General features: G+C 64.0%; 14 protein-coding genes. 5 read left to right on the top strand and 9 right to left on the bottom strand.

Annotation, left to right across the window (positions count from 1 at the left end):
• Positions 1-121: 121 nt before the first annotated feature.
• From GGD67_RS29045 to GGD67_RS29035, 3 genes are all read right to left on the bottom strand, one after another.
• Positions 122-1051: an aspartyl/asparaginyl beta-hydroxylase domain-containing protein gene (locus tag GGD67_RS29045; RefSeq protein WP_179737705.1), complete on the bottom strand. Its 930-nt coding sequence runs from the start codon at positions 1049-1051 to the stop codon at positions 122-124.
• Between the two features lie 128 nt (positions 1052-1179).
• Entirely contained in the window at positions 1180-1335 is a 156-nt protein-coding gene (locus tag GGD67_RS29040; RefSeq protein WP_018317399.1) for a hypothetical protein, read from the bottom strand.
• A gap of 146 nt (positions 1336-1481) precedes the next feature.
• Positions 1482-2405 (bottom strand): LysR family transcriptional regulator, encoded by a 924-nt coding sequence (locus GGD67_RS29035; protein ID WP_018317400.1) that lies wholly within the window; start codon positions 2403-2405, stop codon positions 1482-1484.
• A gap of 214 nt (positions 2406-2619) precedes the next feature.
• Here GGD67_RS29035 and GGD67_RS29030 point away from each other — a divergent pair, with 214 nt between their 5' ends.
• From GGD67_RS29030 to GGD67_RS29020, 3 genes are read left to right on the top strand one after another with little or no spacing between them, the layout of a single operon-like run.
• Entirely contained in the window at positions 2620-3330 is a 711-nt protein-coding gene (locus GGD67_RS29030; protein WP_018317401.1) for an SDR family NAD(P)-dependent oxidoreductase, read from the top strand.
• A 19-nt stretch (positions 3331-3349) separates the two neighbouring features.
• Positions 3350-3586, top strand: a complete 237-nt coding sequence (locus GGD67_RS29025) for a 4-oxalocrotonate tautomerase family protein (RefSeq protein WP_028173203.1) — start codon at positions 3350-3352, stop codon at positions 3584-3586.
• A gap of 32 nt (positions 3587-3618) precedes the next feature.
• The gene (locus tag GGD67_RS29020; protein WP_179737703.1) at positions 3619-4872 is read left to right on the top strand and encodes a YbfB/YjiJ family MFS transporter; all 1254 of its coding nucleotides are present in this window, start codon (positions 3619-3621) and stop codon (positions 4870-4872) included.
• Positions 4873-4890: 18 nt separating this feature from the next.
• Here the strand turns inward: GGD67_RS29020 and GGD67_RS29015 are convergent, their stop codons facing one another.
• The 5 genes from GGD67_RS29015 to GGD67_RS28995 form a co-directional block, all read right to left on the bottom strand.
• Entirely contained in the window at positions 4891-6357 is a 1467-nt protein-coding gene (locus GGD67_RS29015; protein ID WP_179737701.1) for an NAD(P)/FAD-dependent oxidoreductase, read from the bottom strand.
• 49 nt (positions 6358-6406) lie between these two features.
• Positions 6407-6826: a nuclear transport factor 2 family protein gene (locus GGD67_RS29010; protein WP_018317405.1), complete on the bottom strand. Its 420-nt coding sequence runs from the start codon at positions 6824-6826 to the stop codon at positions 6407-6409.
• Between the two features lie 165 nt (positions 6827-6991).
• Positions 6992-8413: an adenosylhomocysteinase gene (gene ahcY, locus GGD67_RS29005; protein ID WP_092261070.1), complete on the bottom strand. Its 1422-nt coding sequence runs from the start codon at positions 8411-8413 to the stop codon at positions 6992-6994.
• A gap of 123 nt (positions 8414-8536) precedes the next feature.
• Positions 8537-9733, bottom strand: coding sequence for a methionine adenosyltransferase (metK, locus tag GGD67_RS29000; protein ID WP_018317407.1), 1197 nt, complete (start codon positions 9731-9733; stop codon positions 8537-8539).
• 62 nt (positions 9734-9795) lie between these two features.
• Positions 9796-11151, bottom strand: coding sequence for a hypothetical protein (locus GGD67_RS28995; RefSeq protein ID WP_018317408.1), 1356 nt, complete (start codon positions 11149-11151; stop codon positions 9796-9798).
• On the opposite strand from GGD67_RS28995, the gene GGD67_RS28990 reads away from it, so the two are divergent.
• Together GGD67_RS28990 and GGD67_RS28985 are read left to right on the top strand one after the other, a co-directional pair.
• A complete protein-coding gene (locus GGD67_RS28990) occupies positions 11096-12433 on the top strand; it encodes a TIGR02281 family clan AA aspartic protease (RefSeq protein WP_246790876.1) in 1338 nt (445 codons plus the stop codon). The genes GGD67_RS28995 and GGD67_RS28990 overlap by 56 nt on opposite strands.
• 102 nt (positions 12434-12535) lie before the next feature.
• Positions 12536-14260 carry a caspase family protein gene (locus GGD67_RS28985; protein ID WP_179737695.1) on the top strand — a complete coding sequence of 575 codons (1725 nt, stop codon included), beginning with the start codon at positions 12536-12538 and terminating at the stop codon, positions 14258-14260.
• Between the two features lie 155 nt (positions 14261-14415).
• On the opposite strand, the gene GGD67_RS28980 is transcribed toward GGD67_RS28985, so the two are convergent.
• Complete coding sequence (locus GGD67_RS28980; RefSeq protein WP_018317411.1) at positions 14416-15534, bottom strand: cobalamin-independent methionine synthase II family protein; 1119 nt, start codon at positions 15532-15534, stop codon at positions 14416-14418.
• Between the last annotated feature and the right edge of the window lie 11 nt (positions 15535-15545).

The following is a 15545-nucleotide window of genomic DNA, read 5'->3' as shown; positions in this document are numbered from 1 at the left end:
GGATCGCAGGGCGGGTTAGCGCAGCGTAATCCGCCAACGCATCGTGCCACACGGGAATCGTCAATCGCCGATATGCCGAATGGTGGATTACGCTTCGCTAGTCCATCCTACACATCCGCACTTAACGCAGCGCCGACAACACGATGAGGCCGAGGATCAGCGCGGTCAGCGAGTATTTCAGCGCATAATAGACGTTGCGATTCCACCCCTTGACCTTGCGGCTGGCGAGGTGGATCTCGTAGAGCTTGCCGAACACCCTGTTGAGCACGCCGACATTCTCGCCGTCGACGTTCTGGGTCGCCGACGCCTTGACGATGTGATGGCTGACCCAGCGGTTGATCGCGGTCATGAAGCCGAATTTCATCGGGCGCTCGACGTCGCAGAACAGGATGATGCGGTTGACGTCGGTCGCATTCTCGGCGCTGTGGATGAAGGTCTCGTCGAACATGAAGGCCTCGCCGTCACGCCAGACGCATTCGACGCCGTCGACCAGGATGCGGCACTTGTTCGAGTTCGGCGTGACGAGCCCGAGGTGGTAGCGCAGCGAGCCCGCGAACGGATCGCGATGCGCCCCTAACTTGCCGCCCGGCGGCAGCATCGCGAACATCGCGCCGTGCACGCTCGGGATCGCGTTGAGCAGCTCCACCGTCTTCGGACACAGCGTGCGCGCTGAAGGCAGGAAGTCGTCATACCATTTCAGGTAAAACCGCTTCCAGCCGCTCTTGAAGAACGAGTAGAAGCCCCAGTCGTTGTTCTTCGCGGCGGCACGGATGAATCCTTCGTCGAACAGGCGAACCGCCTCGTCGCGGATCATCTCCCAATTCTCGCTGAGCGGCTTCAACTCCGGAAATTGCTCGACCGGGATCACCGGCTTGTTCGGCACCGCCGAGCCCGCATACATCAGCACATTGTAGGGCGCGAGATAGGTCGAGTGATCGCCGAGCTGGCGCGCAAAGCGCAATCGCTGCTTGCCGCGGAAGTGAACGTAAATCGTCGAGGCCGCAAGCACATAAAGGATGACAAGTTGCGGTGCAAAAAGCTGTTTCAGCATATCCCCGTTCCCCAGAGACTTAGCTGAGGACGTCATCTACCTTGAGCCGGGCCGAGCGGCAATATATTCACCGCTGCGCTGCGGTCACACTGGCGAGAGCGCAGGGATGGCCCGCCGAAACCAGCCGGCTACGCCCGCGACAGTGCCTGCAGACCCTTGAAGGTCAGGCGTTTGGGGTCGGTCACCCCGGCGAGATAGAGCTGGCGGATAAAGGCTACGACAGCGCTGCGGTCGCAATCGGTCAGCGCGACAACGGCGTCGACCGCGATCTTCTGGGCTTCCATTAGGCTCACCTCGGCCTTGCGAGTAACCCCGGCCGAGACAGGCTAGGAGTCCGCGGTTAATCCGGCGTTAACCGTTCGGGGCAGCGTCGCCGATTCCTCCTCGCGGCCGAATACGTAAAACGACGCATTGCCGGGCGCGCGGCAACTCAGTGCGCACTCACGCTCTTCCTCAGCTGCGCAAAGTGCTTTTTCAGCCGCGGCACGGCAAAATCAGTAAAGGCCCGCACCTTCGGCACGGAGAGCCGACCCTGCGGGCAGATCAGGTGCGCCGGCATCTCCGGATCCTTCTCGCCGGCCAGCACGATCTCGAGCTCGCCGCGCGCAACCTGCTCGGCCACCTGGTACGAATACATCCGCGCGACGCCGCGGCCGGCAACGGCGGAGGCTACGGCCGCGTAGGTGCTGTTGACGATAAGACGCGGCGTGAACTGCACCGTACGCGGCACCGACCCACCGGCCTGCGGCGCGAAGGTCCAGGAATTAGGCAGATGGGCCATCGCCACGATCTGATGCTTGGCAAGATCGCCGGGCTCGGTGATGCGGGGATGCTGCTTCAGATAGCGCGGGGCCGCGACGACCACGCGGCTGATCTCGCCGACCCGCATCGCCACCATTGCCGAGTCCGCGAGAGGGCCGATGCGAAGCGCGATGTCGATGCCCTCCTCGATCAGATTGACCGCGCGATCGAACAGCAACAGCTTGGCCGACACCGTCGGACAGGCATCGAGAAATGCATCCAGAATCGGCCGCAACACTATCTCGCCCGACACCACGGGAGCGGTGATCGTGAGCAGGCCGCGCGGCGCCGACCGCGGTCCGGCCGCGATGTCGTCGGCCTCCTCCAGCTCGGTGAGCACGCGACGGCAGATCGCGACATAGCGCTCGCCCTCCTCGCTGAGCTTGATCGAGCGCGTCGTCCGGTGCAGCAGCTCCGCGCCGACCCGTTCCTCGAGAAAGGCGATGGCGCGGCTCACCGCCGCCGGCGAGCGGCCGAGCTTGCGGCCGACGGCAGCCAAGCTGCCCTCGTCCACCGCAAGGACGAACACTTTCATCGCATCCAGACGATCCATGCCTTCCCGTTGCCCCCTTGGATTCCGGCCGCAGGCTAGGCGTTCCCCTCCGCGGCGACAACCGTCGCCAGGCGCCGACCCGGCATTCGTACGCGCCGCGAAAGAGTGTCTGACGGACGGCGGGCATTCGCGGCCGGGCTGCCACAGCGTACCTCAGGACCCAAGCCAGCCGAGTGCTGACGCAGGTTCTCAAGGCCAACAACAGGAGCCCGTCATGGGTATCGAGCAGAAAGTCGCCATCATCACCGGTGCTTCGCAGGGCATCGGCGCCGCCCTGGTCCAGGGTTTTCGCGATCGCAACTACCGCGTCGTCGCAACGGCACGCTCCATCAAGCCGTCGGGTGACGACGACGTCCTCGCCGTGGCGGGCGACATCGCCGAGCGGAGCACCGCCGAGCGTGTGGTTTCGCAGGCCGTCGCCCGCTTCGGACGCGTCGACACGCTGGTCAACAATGCCGGCATCTTCGTCGCAAAGCCGTTCACGCAGTACACGGCCGAGGATTACGCGGCGGTGATGGGCACCAACGTCGCGGGCTTCTTCCACATCACGCAGCTCGCCATCGCCGAGATGGAGAAGCAGGGTTCGGGCCATGTCGTTCAGATCACGACCACGCTGACCGATCAGGCCAATTCGAACGTCCCCTCGGTGCTGGCCTCGCTGAGCAAGGGCGGCCTGAACGCCGCGACCAAGTCGCTTGCGATCGAATACGCCAAGCGCGGCATTCGCGTAAACGCGGTCTCGCCGGGGATCATCAAGTCGCCGATGCATCCGGTCGCGACGCATGCCCAGCTCAACGCGCTGCACCCGGTCGGTCACATGGGCGAGATGTCCGACATCGTCGAAGCCGTCCTTTATCTCGAGGGCGCCTCCTTCGTCACCGGCGAGATCCTGCATGTCGACGGCGGCCAGAGCGCCGGCCACTGAGCGTGAGAGGAGAGCCACGATGCCCATCGTCACCATCCAAGTGACCCGCGAAGGAACGACGCCGGGGGCGGCGTCGCTCACCGCGGAGGAGAAGGCCGCGCTGATCAAGGGATCGAGCCAGCTGCTGCTCGACGTGCTCGGCAAGCCGCTCGATTCGACATTCGTCGTGATCGAGGAAGTCGACACCGACAATTGGGGCTGGGGCGGCCTGCCCGTGCCGGAGTTCCGGCGCCGTCGCGCCGCCCAGACAGGATGATCCGCGCGCGATCGTGCGCGCAGGAGGATGACATGACCAGCGCAGATCTGAAACCACACGCCGAGGCTCGGCCGCATCCGAGGGCGGCATCGGCTTCACGAGAGGCTTCGTCAAAGCAACGTTCTTCGCAACAGACCTGGCGATATACGGTGGCGGGATTGTCCGCCTCACTCGTCGGACTTGGCCTCGCCCGCTTTTCCTACACGCCGCTGATCCCCGCCCTGATCGCTGCAAACTGGTTCAGCGCATCGGATGTCGTCTATCTCGGTGCTGCGAACCTCGCCGGTTATCTCGCCGGCGCGCTCACCGCACGGCGTGCCGCCAGTCGGATCGGCGCGGTTCGCGCGCTGCGGGCGATGATGCTGCTTGCGACCCTCTCCTTCTTCGCCAGCTCATCGCCGGTGTCGTTCACCTGGTTCTTCGCCTGGCGCTTCCTCTCCGGCCTCACGGGCGGAATCATCATGGTGCTGGCGGCCTCCGTCATTCTGCCGCACACCTCGGCCGCAAGGCGCGGCATCGTTGGCGGCGTGATCTTCGCCGGCGTCGGCCTCGGCGTCGCCGCATCGGGCACGCTGGTGCCGCTGCTGCTGCAACAGGGACTGCAGCAGAGCTGGTATGGGCTCGGCGTGTTCGCCGCCGTGCTCACGCTCGCAAGCTGGTGGAACTGGCCTGCCGAAGCGAACAGCGACACTGCGCCTTCTCAAACCAAGCACCAAACCTCGCCCATCGCCCGCGCGCTGATGATCCAGTACGGCCTCAACGCGGTGGCATTGGTGCCGCACATGGTCTTCATCGTCGATTTCGTGGCGCGCGGCCTCGGCCAGGGCATTGCCGCTGGATCGCGCTATTGGGTGCTGTACGGCCTCGGCGCCATCGTCGGTCCGCTCGTCACCGGCCATCTCGGTGACCGCGCCGGGTTCGGTCCGGCGCTGCGGGCGGCCTTTCTGATCGAGGCGGCCGCCGTGCTGCTGCCGACCGTCAGCACCGCGCCTCTTTCGCTGATCGTATCGAGCATCGTGATCGGCGGCTTCACGCCCGGCATCGTGCCGCTGGTGCTCGGACGCATCCATGAACTCGTTCCGCACTCTGCCGAGCAGCAGCGCGCGACCTGGAGCCATGCCACTACCAGCTTTGCACTGTTCCAGGCCGCGGCCGCTTACGGCTTCTCCTGGATCTACGCGCAGACCGGCGGCGATTATCAGGTGCTGTTCGCACTCGGCGGCGGCGCGGTGGTGCTGGCGCTCGCGGTCGACCTTGCAATGGCGCTTGCCAGGCGCAAGGCGTAACGACCGGCGGCGGCGCGATCAGGAATATCGCATCACGCCGTCGTCGATCCGGCCGAAGCGCAAGGAGACGATGTCGAGCGCGTAGTTCTGGTACAGCCGCCACGGCTGCTTGGAGCCCTGCTTCGGCATCTTGGCCACTGAGCGCTGCACATAGCCCGAGGTGAAGTCCAGCGACGGCTGCGCGGTGATCTCGGGGTCGTCGTTGTGCGGCATGGCTTGCCGGAAATTGTGCCGGTCCATGTAGTTGATCAGACGGCAGACATATTCGCAGGTGAGATCGCATTTCAGCGTCCAGGACGCATTGGTGTAGCCGAAGGCCGAGGCCATGTTGGGCACGTCCGCATACATCATGCCCTTGTAGGTCAGCGTATTGGCGAAATCGACGGCACGGCCGTCGACACTGACGTCGAGACCGCCGACGACCTGAAGCACCAGCCCGGTCGCCGTCACGATGATGTCGGCCGCAAGTTCGCTGCCATCCTTCAGGCGAATACCCTCGCGCGTGAACGTGTCGATCTCGCTCGTCACGACGGCGACGCGCTGCTCGCGGATCGCCTTGAACAGGTCGCCATCGGGCACCAGGCAGAGCCGCTGGTCCCAGGGATTGTAGCGCGGCGTGAAATGGGTGGCGACGTCGTAGTCCGGACCGAGCGCCATCTGCACGCCCTTGAGGACGAGCTCCTTGACCTTCGCAGGCCGGCGCCGGCTAAGCTGGAAGAAGAACATCCCCCACATCACGTTGCGCCAGCGGATGACATGATAGGCAAGCCGCGTCGGCAGATTTCGGCGGATCTTGTTGGCGACGGGATCCTGCGCCGGGCGCGACACCACATAGGTCGGCGAGCGCTGCAGCATAATGACCTGTGCCGCCCTCTTGGCGAGCTCCGGCACCAGCGTCACCGCGGTCGCGCCCGAGCCGATCACCACGACGCGCTTGCCCGCGTAGTCGATGTCCTCGGTCCATTTCTGCGGATGCACGATGCGGCCGGCGAAATCAGCGGCGCCCTTGAACTCCGGCGTGTAGCCCGCCTCGTATTTGTAATAGCCCGAGCACATGAAGAGAAAATTGCAAGTGAAGCGCACCAGCTCCGTCGCGCCCTCGCCCGTGATGCGCTCGGCCTCGATGGTCCAGCGCGCGTCCGGCGTCGACCACGAAGCCCGCTTGACGCGATGGCGGAAGCGGATGTGCTTCTCGATGCCGTTCTCGGCCGCGGTCTCGCGCACATAGTTCAGGATCTGCGCCCCGTCGGCAATCGCCTTCGGATCGGTCCACGGCTTGAACGAATAGCCGAGCGTGAACATGTCGCTGTCGGAGCGGATGCCGGGGTAGCGGAACAGGTCCCAGGTGCCGCCGATGCAGTCGCGTCCCTCCAGGATGACGTAGCTCTTGGTGGGGCACTTGGTCTGCAAGTGATAACCCGCGCCGATGCCGGACAGCCCGGCACCGACGATGAGGACGTCGAAATGTTCTTTGGCTTCGGTCATGGCGTTCTCCCTCGTCATAGCATGGGCAGCGCCGCACCGAATTGCAACATCACGGGACGGTGGCGCCGTACACTGTGGCGGTGTCGAAATACTCGTGGAATTCGACCACCTTGCCGTCCTTGAAGCGCCAGTAGTCGACCTTCGGTGTCTTCGCGACCTTGTTGGTCTTCTTGTTCGTCCACGCGCATTCGCCGCGCGCGAAGACGGTGTCGCCCTGCGCGACGAATTCGTTCATCGTATAGTACTGCATGCTCCAGTCGGCCAGCAGGCCGTCGAAATAGCTGCGCAGCGCATTGCGATCGTCATAACGCTTGGCAAAAGGCACCGCCGCAGCTCCCTGCGGAATCGAATCGAATTTGATTTGCGGGCCAATGACATGGTCGAACCAATAGTCGACGTTCTTGCCCTTGCTCTCGCTCCACTCGCGATAGGCTTCCTTCAGAAGCTGAACGTTGGCTTCGCTGGACATCGCATTCCCTCCATATGCATTTTGACAATGAACGTAGGAAAAAGCGGCCGCCCGCTCCGGTGTGGCAGGCTTGTTTCGGCTCTACCTGAAAGCGTACCACAGGAAGGCCCAACAAAAAAAGGCCCCGGATCACGCCGGGGCCTTTGTGTCGCAACTGCGTGCGGATCAGTAGCGGTAGTGGTCCGACTTGTACGGACCTTCCTGCTTGACGCCGATGTAGTCGGCCTGGTCCTTGCGCAGCTCGGTGAGCTTGACGCCGATCTTGGCGAGGTGCAGGCGCGCGACCTTCTCGTCGAGCGACTTCGGCAGCACGTAGACTTCCTTCTTGTACTTGCCGTCCTTGTTGTTGGCGAACAGCTCGATCTGCGCCAGCGTCTGGTTGGTGAAGGAGGCCGACATCACGAACGACGGATGGCCCATCGCGTTGCCGAGGTTCACGAGGCGGCCTTCCGACAGCATGATGATGCGATGCTTGTCGGGGAATTCGATCTCGTCGACCTGCGGCTTGATGTTGGTCCACTTCAGGTTACGCAGACCCGCGATCTGGATCTCGTTGTCGAAGTGACCGATGTTGCAGACGATGGCGCGATCCTTCATCGCGCGCATGTGTTCGATGGTGATGATGTCCTTGTTGCCGGTCGCGGTGACGAAGATGTCGGCGCGGGGCGCGGCGTCTTCCATGGTCACGACTTCGTAGCCTTCCATCGCGGCCTGCAGCGCGCAGATCGGATCGATTTCCGATACCATGACGCGGCAACCGGCCTGACGCAGCGAGGCCGCCGAACCCTTGCCGACGTCGCCGAAGCCGGCGACCATCGCGACCTTGCCCGACATCATCACGTCGGTGCCGCGGCGGATGCCGTCGACCAGCGATTCACGGCAGCCATAGAGATTGTCGAACTTCGACTTGGTGACGCTGTCGTTGACGTTGATGGCGGGCCACAGCAGCGTGCCGGCCTTCTGCATGTCATAGAGACGATGCACGCCGGTGGTGGTCTCTTCGGACACGCCCTTGATGCTCTTGGCGATCTCGGCGAAGTAGCCCTTGGGCTTTTCCTTGAGCTGCTTCTTCAGCAGCGCGAAGAAGACTTCCTCTTCTTCCGAACCCGGCTTGTCCAGGAACGCAGCGTCGCCGTTCTCGGCGCGCAGACCGAGATGGACGTACATGGTGGCGTCGCCGCCGTCATCGAGGATCATGTTCGGGTGACCGCCGCCGTGCCAGTCGAACAGTTTTGCGGTGTAGTCCCAGTACTCGGTCAGCGTCTCGCCCTTGACGGCGAAGACGGGGATGCCGGCGGCCGCGATCGCGGCGGCAGCGTGGTCCTGCGTCGAATAGATGTTGCAGGAGACCCAGCGAATGTCGGCGCCGAGGGCTGCCAGCGTCTCGATCAGCACGCCGGTCTGGATCGTCATGTGCAAGGAGCCGGCGATGCGGGCGCCCTTCAGCGGCTGCTTCGGGCCGTACTCTTCGCGGGTGGCCATCAGGCCGGGCATCTCGGTCTCGGCGAGCGAGAGCTCCTTGCGGCCGAAATCGGCGAGCGAAATGTCCTTGACGATGTAATCGGTGAAGCCGGGCTTCGCGTTCATTGGAGGTTCCTGTTTGTTTGGCTCGTCATTCCGGACCGCTCGCGAAACGAGCGAACCCGGAATCAAGCATTTCGAGATTCCGGGCTCGCCGCTGTTGCGGCGCCCCGGAATGACGCAAGTGGATCAGAGCGCGCGCTTGAGCTGCTCGACGAGATCGGTCTTCTCCCAGGAGAAACCGCCCTCGTTGTCAGGCGTGCGGCCGAAATGGCCGTAGGCCGAGGTGCGCGCGTAGATCGGGCGGTTGAGGTCGAGATGGCTGCGGATGCCGCGGGGCGTCAGATCCATCGCCTGCGCCGCCGCCTTCTCGAGCTGCTCCTCCGGCACCTTACCGGTGCCGTGGGTGTCGATGTAGATCGACAGCGGACGGGCCACGCCGATCGCGTAGGCGAGCTGCAGCGTGCAGCGGTCGGCAAGGCCGGCGGCAACGATGTTCTTGGCGACGTAGCGCGCAGCATAAGCCGCCGAGCGGTCGACCTTGGTCGGATCCTTGCCGGAGAACGCGCCGCCGCCATGCGGGGCCGCGCCACCATAGGTGTCGACGATGATCTTGCGGCCGGTCAGGCCGGAGTCACCGTCCGGACCGCCGATGTAGAACTTGCCGGTCGGGTTGATGTGCCAGATCGTCTTCGGCGTGATCCAGTCCTTCGGCAGCGCCTCGCGCACATAGGGCTCGACGATGTCGCGGATCTGCTTGGACGAGATGTCCTCGACCAGATGCTGATGCGAGACCACGATCTCGCGCACGCCGACCGGCTTGCCGTTCTCGTACTGCACGGTGACCTGGCTCTTGGAGTCCGGACCGAGCACCTTCTCCTTGCCGGAGTGACGGGCTTCGGAGATCAGGCGCAGGATCTTGTGGGCGTAGAAGATCGGCGCCGGCATCAGATCGGGCGTCTCGTTGGTGGCGTAACCGAACATGATGCCCTGGTCGCCCGCGCCCTCTTCCTTGACTTCGCCCGGCTGCAGCGCATCGACGCCCTGGGCGATGTCGGCCGACTGCGGATGCAAGAGAATCTCGATGTCGCAGGTCTTCCAGTGGAAGCCTTCCTGCTCGTAGCCGATGTCCTTGATCGCGCCGCGGACGACGCCCTCGATCTGCTCGTTGGTCACCGACTTCGGACCGCGGGTCTCACCGGCGATCACCACCTTGTTGGTGGTCGCGAGCGTTTCGCAGGCGGCGCGGATCTGCCAGGGGTCGATGCCGGCCTTCGGCCCTTCGCGGTAGAACAGATCGACGATCTCGTCGGAGATCCGGTCGCACACCTTGTCCGGATGGCCCTCGGACACGGACTCGCTGGTGAAGAGATAGGACGCGCGCATCAGTAACCCCTTGTTCCGCCGCTGAACCGGCGGGCGTTTGCGATGTTTACCTGTGGATGATGTCAATCACGCCGGCGCGAGATGACGTAGGATTCGTCGAGAAACCAGAGCCCATTGTACTTCCGCAGCACGTCCCTGGCGGCATCCAGAGTGCGGCCGTTTTGAGTCATTTCTGTCAACCGGTCGTCCTCAATCTGAGCGACATACACCGCCGCATTCCACGCTGCAAAGGCCGTCGAGGTTCCGATCGTCCCGGTTACCTCGTTGGGCAGCGCTTCCATATCATACCTGAAGATCGAGCGGTTATCCGCATATGCATTAAAATTTAAGTCGCGGCCCAACGAACCAAGTTCGTACTTAACGGCGCGCAATAGCTCATGACGGCTCACAGCGAAAGGATTTTCTCCGGGCCAGATCGCCTGGATCATTTCCATGCCCGGATCCTGGCCATGGGAGTGGATTCCGATCAGACGGCCTCCCGGCCGAAGCGCCCGCGCCAGGGGGGCGATGATCCGCTTGGCCCGGAAGTTGACCGAGGACAGGGCGCGGTAGGGCTGGGATGCGATGACGAGGTCGAAATTGGCTTCGGTCTGGCCCGGCCGCGGAATGGTCGAATCCAGCAAGAACCTGTGGTCCTCGCGATAGAGCACCAGGACGACCGGCCGCTCGTACAGCGGCATGGCGGTGCGTGGGCTGATCGCGGCACGCCAGTTCTGCTCGAGGAACGGCCTAAGCTCCGCGATCTGCTGCTCGAACTCGCCCGATGAGGCGCCCCGCAGCGGGACCTCGTGCCAGACGGTCGCCGCCGCCGCCGCAGGCGATGCCGGCGTCAGCCAGGGCGCCTCCGAATAGAACATATTGGTGAAGACGAACACCGACGCCGGATGCTCGAAAATGCGATCCGGCACCTTCTCCAGCGTCAGGCGCAGGTCCTCCAGGCTGAGCTCCTTGCCGGCGACATAGAACGGCATGTGCGGGTAGCGCTGGTGCGTCGCGCGCAACACCCGCGCCAGCACCGTGCCGTCGCCGACGCCGGCGTCGAACACGCGCAGGGCCGGCGGGCGCGGATGGATGGATGAAAGCTCCAGCGCGACCCTGTCGGCGATCACCCGCTTTTCGCTGCAGGTGTGAACGAACAGCAGGTATTTCTGGCGGTTCTCGAAGAAACGGAAATTGCCGCGTGGATCACGCTTTTCGGGCGGCACCTGAAGCCCGCGCGGCGGCGGCACGCCGCCGGCCATGGACGCCGCCATATAGGCCTGGATCCGGTCCAGCGTATCGATGGTGATGCGCTTGCCCTCGCGCAGGCGATGCACCAGCTTCCCATCGTTCACCGCGCGCCGGCCGAACGTCGATTCCGCCATGTCCGCCTTGCGGCAGAACTCCGTGATCTGGCTCAGGATTTCGTCGTTTTTCATGGGTGGGAACTTGGTGGGCAGAGCTGTTGGGCACTGTCCTCTAACAAATTCTGCCCACTCAGGGAATACCCTGGAATTGCTCCACGTGCTGTTGATTGGCGGCGCTGCGCCGAATGGGGACACTCCGATCGTGCGTCTGGCCGTGCCTACACTTATCGGTATACATGGCGGACAAGGATGTTCGGGGCTGGATATGTTCAGGTCGTTTTGGCTTGCAGCGATATTGCTCACTGCGCTCACAGGTATTGGTCACGCGGGCTACCTGACCGACAATCCCGACGAAGTCTTCCAGTCCGTCTATGCGCGCATCGGGCCACTCCCGGTCGCCGCCGCGCGCGACCCATCCGTCTGGCTGAAGCTGGAAGAGCTCAAGCGCGAGCCCTGCGACCAGAAGACCATCGATGATCTTGCGCAGTGGCTCGACAAGCTCGGCTATCGGCGACAGGCCGCTGACGGACTCTTCAATTTCGTCAAGAACTGCGGAGCGCCGCTGACCGCACTGAACAAGGCAGTCAGCATCTACATAAGACTGACCGACTACCCGAAAGCCGTCGAAGCGGCGGACGAGTACGTCAGGCGCGCCCCATCCGACCAAACCGCGCGCTACCTGCGCGGCATGGCGCTGGATGGTGCCGGCGACTATCGCCGCGCGCTGACCGACTACTCCGACACGATCGAGCTTTTCGCCGGCGACAAGAAGATGGTGTCCAGCAGCGTGTTCCTGCGCATGGCCAACGCCTACGCCGCCTTGAAGCAGTTCTGCGAGGCGACAGCGCCGATCAACCGTTGGGTTGCGTTCGATCCCGCCACGCGCGACACCAGCAAGACCCAGAAGATCATCGCCGACTATGAGCGACAGGGTAATTGCGTCTCGTCGAACGAGCTTCGCAAGGAGAGCTTCCCATTGCAGGGACAGAGAGGCGTCGTCACCGCCAAGGCGGAGATCAACGGCGTCCGCGGGGTGTTCGTGCTCGACACAGGTGCAAGCTATGTGTCGGTGAAGTCGGCCTTCGCAAGCAAGGCCAAGATTGCGGACGGCGGCGCGAGCGAGATCACGCTGAACACCGCCAACGGGCAGATCAAGGCTAAGCTCACCAAAGCCGACAAGGTCGCGCTGGGCAAGCTCGAGGCGACCAACGTGCCGATCGCGGTTCAGAGCAGCGACGACAAGAGTTATGGGCCAGGCATCGACGGCCTCCTCGGCATGAGCTTCCTGTCGCGGTTTGAGGTGCAGATGGCGCGTGGATCGATGGAGATCCGGACCCGGCAGCCAAGGAAGTGACTTCGCGGCTGCCTGGGTAAGCCCGGGCGTGAACCGGGACATAGGCCGGCGCGACCAAACGGCTGAAACCACCGTCGAAATCCGCCTGTCGCCGAGGTCTGCTTGCGCCGCCTGCTGCTGATCCCCGCTCTGCTTGCCGCCCTGCTCTGGTCTGCGCCCGCCTTCGCACAGGCGCGCAATCAGCTCGGGCCGCTCTGCACCACCGACACGACGCCGGCGGACAAGATGATCGACGCCTGCACCAAGATCATCGGGTTGAAGGTGTTTCGGGGCGAGCAGGTCGCGACGATCTATTTCTGGCGCGCGGTCGGCTGGAACAAGAAGGGGGATTACAGCAAGGTCATCGCCGACGTCACCGAGGCGATCCGGCTGCAGCCGAGCCAGGCGGCCTTTAATCTCAGGGGATCGGCCTATTACGACAAGGGCGAGTACGACATCGCGATCGCGGACTTCGACGACGCGCTGAAGCTCGGCCCGCCCAGCGGCATCATCTTTCACAACCGCGGCAACGCCTGGCGCGGCAAGGGCGACTACGCCAGGGCGATCGCCGACTATGACGCCGTGATCAAGTCCGATCCGAAATCCGCGTTCTCGTTCCAGAACCGCGGCATCTCAAAGGAGGCGCTCGGCGATTACGACGGCGCGCTCGCCGATATCAACCAGGCGATCCGGCTCGATCCGACGCTGCCGCAGCCCCTGATCAACCGCACCGCGATCTGGCGCGCGAGGGGCGACCTCGATCGCGCGATTGCCGACGGCAGCGAGGCGATCCGGCTCGCCAAGGAAAAGCCGCCGGTCAATATCATGACGCCGCCGAACAGCGTCCTGATCTCGGGCTACATCCATCGCGCGCTGGCCTATGAGGCCAAGGGCGACTACGCGCACGCGCGCGAGGACTACAAGGCAACGCTCGGTATCACTGCATCCGACGCCAGCAGCAAGGCCAATCAGGCCACCGCAAAGGTGCGGCTCTCGCTCGTCACCGAAGCGCCCACATCGGTCCCGCGCGACGCGCCGACATCGATCGCGCAGCAGCCCAGCACGCCGTCACAGCAGCAGGCGACCGCAACGTCGGCGCCCTCGCCGCCTCCGCTCGCGAGCGGCCGCGGCAAGCGCATGGCGCTGATTATCGGCAACGGCGCCTATCAACACGTCAAGGCACTACCCAACCCGTCCAGCGATGCCCGTGCGGTCGCAAAGAGCCTGCGCGAGATCGGCTTCACCGTATCGGAAGGTATCGATCTCGACCGCGCCGCGATGCAGAAGATGACGCGCGACTTTTTGCGGGAGGCCGCGCGGGCGCAGGTCGCGGTGGTCTATTACGCCGGCCATGGCGTGCAGGTCGACGGTCGCAACTACCTCATTCCCGTCGACGCCGAGCTCAAGCCCGGCGCGGGCATGACCGAGGCGATGATCGACATGGACACGATCATGGCCGGCCTCGACGACCAGGTTCGCACCAACATTTTGATCTTCGATGCCTGCCGCAATAATCCGATGGCGCAACAGGTCGCATCCGCCGGCGCCAATCGCGGCATCGAGGGCGCCTCGGGCCTCGCAGCACCAACGAGTCTCGGCACCGGTGCTACATTGGGGGCCGGCACGTTGATCGCATTCGCGACCGCGCCGGGCCAGGTCGCACTCGACGGCGAAGGCGCCAACTCGCCGTTCTCCGCCGCCCTCTCCCGCCATCTCGGCACGCCGGGACTGGAAGTGCAGCAGATGCTGACACGGGTGCGGGCGGAGGTGGTGTCGAGCACGAAGAGCAAACAGGTGCCGTGGTCGAATTCTTCGCTGCTGGGTGAGGTTTACTTGGCGGAGAGGTGAGACGCTATCGTGCTCCGGACGCAGCGCAGCACTTCTTCAGCGATGCGCTGCAGAGCCGGGGCCCATATCTCCTGAGAGCAAGTCAAGCAGCATGGGTCCCGGCTCTGCGCAGCAACGCAAGGGCGTTGCAGCGCGTCCGGGACACCAACAAAGGCTCAATTACCCCACACTTCCTTCGCGATCTCGACCGCAAGGCTCAGCTTCGCCCACTGCTCTTCCTCGGAGAGGACGTTGCCCTCTTCCGTCGAGGCAAAGCCGCATTGCGGCGACAGCGCGAGCTGCTCCAGCGGGGCGAACTTGGCGGCTTCTTCCAGACGGCGCTTGATATCGTCCTTCTTCTCGAGCTCGCCGAACTTCGAGGTGATGACGCCGACCACGACGACCTTGTTGCCCTTGGGCAGGAAGCGCAGCGGCTCGAAGCCGCCGGCGCGGTCGCTGTCATATTCGAGGAAATAGCCGTCGTAATTGGTGCCGGCGAGCATGGTCTCGGCAACCGGCTCATAGCCGCCCGAAGAAATCCAGGTCGAACGGAAATTGCCGCGGCAGACATGCGTCGTCACCACCATGTCCGCGGGCTTCTCGGCCAGCGCGTAGTTGATGATGCGGGCATAGATCTGCTGGAGACCGTCCGGATTGTCGCCGCGCTCGCGCGCCTTCTGCAGTTCATCCTGCGAGCAGAGATAGGCCCAGACGGTGTCGTCGAACTGGAGATAGCGGCAGCCGGCGTCGTAGAAAGCCTTGACGGCTTTCCGGTAGGTCTTGCCGAGGTCTTCGTAGAAGGCCTCGAGATCGGGATAGACGTCCTTGGAAATCGACTTGCGGCCGCCGCGGAAGTGCAGCACCGCCGGCGAAGGTATCGTCATCTTGGCGGCCACGTGGGCCTGGTCGGCGACCTTCTTCAGGAAGCGGAAGTGGTCCAGCATCGGGTGGTCGTCGGGAAAGTCGAGCTTGTCGATCACCCGCACCGCGTCGTGCCGGGTCTGCACGCCTGCGAACTGGATGCCGGTGTCGGGATGAAACAGCTCGCAGCCGGTGAGCTTGGCGAGGAAGTCGAAATGCCACCAGGAGCGGCGGAACTCGCCGTCGGTCGCGAGCTTGAGCCCGATCGAGGCCTGCTTGTGCACGACCTTCTCGATCTCCATGTCCTCGATCTTGCGCAGATCGTCGGCCGAGATCTCGCCCTTCTCGAGCCGGCTACGGGCTTCCTTGATCTTGGCCGGACGCAGGAGGCTGCCGACCTCGTCGGCGCGGAAGGGGGCTTTGGTTCGCTGCATGTCTTACTCCC

The sequence above is a fragment of the Bradyrhizobium sp. IAR9 genome, assembly GCF_013408065.1.
Classification (GTDB): Bacteria; Pseudomonadota; Alphaproteobacteria; order Rhizobiales; family Xanthobacteraceae; genus Bradyrhizobium.
This window is presented reverse-complemented; position numbering and strand designations above follow the sequence as displayed.

Excerpts from the sequence above, each read along its gene's own strand:
- GGD67_RS29045 (WP_179737705.1), bottom strand. The coding sequence starts at position 1,051 with ATGCTGAAACAGCTTTTTGCACCGCAACTTGTCATCCTTTATGTGCTT.
- GGD67_RS28995 (WP_018317408.1), bottom strand. The coding sequence starts at position 11,151 with ATGAAAAACGACGAAATCCTGAGCCAGATCACGGAGTTCTGCCGCAAG.
- GGD67_RS29030 (WP_018317401.1), top strand. The coding sequence starts at position 2,620 with ATGGGTATCGAGCAGAAAGTCGCCATCATCACCGGTGCTTCGCAGGGC.
- GGD67_RS29025 (WP_028173203.1), top strand. The coding sequence starts at position 3,350 with ATGCCCATCGTCACCATCCAAGTGACCCGCGAAGGAACGACGCCGGGG.
- GGD67_RS29015 (WP_179737701.1), bottom strand. The coding sequence starts at position 6,357 with ATGACCGAAGCCAAAGAACATTTCGACGTCCTCATCGTCGGTGCCGGG.
- GGD67_RS29020 (WP_179737703.1), top strand. The coding sequence starts at position 3,619 with ATGACCAGCGCAGATCTGAAACCACACGCCGAGGCTCGGCCGCATCCG.
- GGD67_RS28980 (WP_018317411.1), bottom strand. The coding sequence starts at position 15,534 with ATGCAGCGAACCAAAGCCCCCTTCCGCGCCGACGAGGTCGGCAGCCTC.
- GGD67_RS28990 (WP_246790876.1), top strand. The coding sequence starts at position 11,096 with ATGTCCGCCTTGCGGCAGAACTCCGTGATCTGGCTCAGGATTTCGTCG.
- GGD67_RS29010 (WP_018317405.1), bottom strand. The coding sequence starts at position 6,826 with ATGTCCAGCGAAGCCAACGTTCAGCTTCTGAAGGAAGCCTATCGCGAG.
- GGD67_RS29040 (WP_018317399.1), bottom strand. The coding sequence starts at position 1,335 with ATGGAAGCCCAGAAGATCGCGGTCGACGCCGTTGTCGCGCTGACCGAT.
- GGD67_RS29035 (WP_018317400.1), bottom strand. The coding sequence starts at position 2,405 with ATGGATCGTCTGGATGCGATGAAAGTGTTCGTCCTTGCGGTGGACGAG.
- ahcY (WP_092261070.1), bottom strand. The coding sequence starts at position 8,413 with ATGAACGCGAAGCCCGGCTTCACCGATTACATCGTCAAGGACATTTCG.
- metK (WP_018317407.1), bottom strand. The coding sequence starts at position 9,733 with ATGCGCGCGTCCTATCTCTTCACCAGCGAGTCCGTGTCCGAGGGCCAT.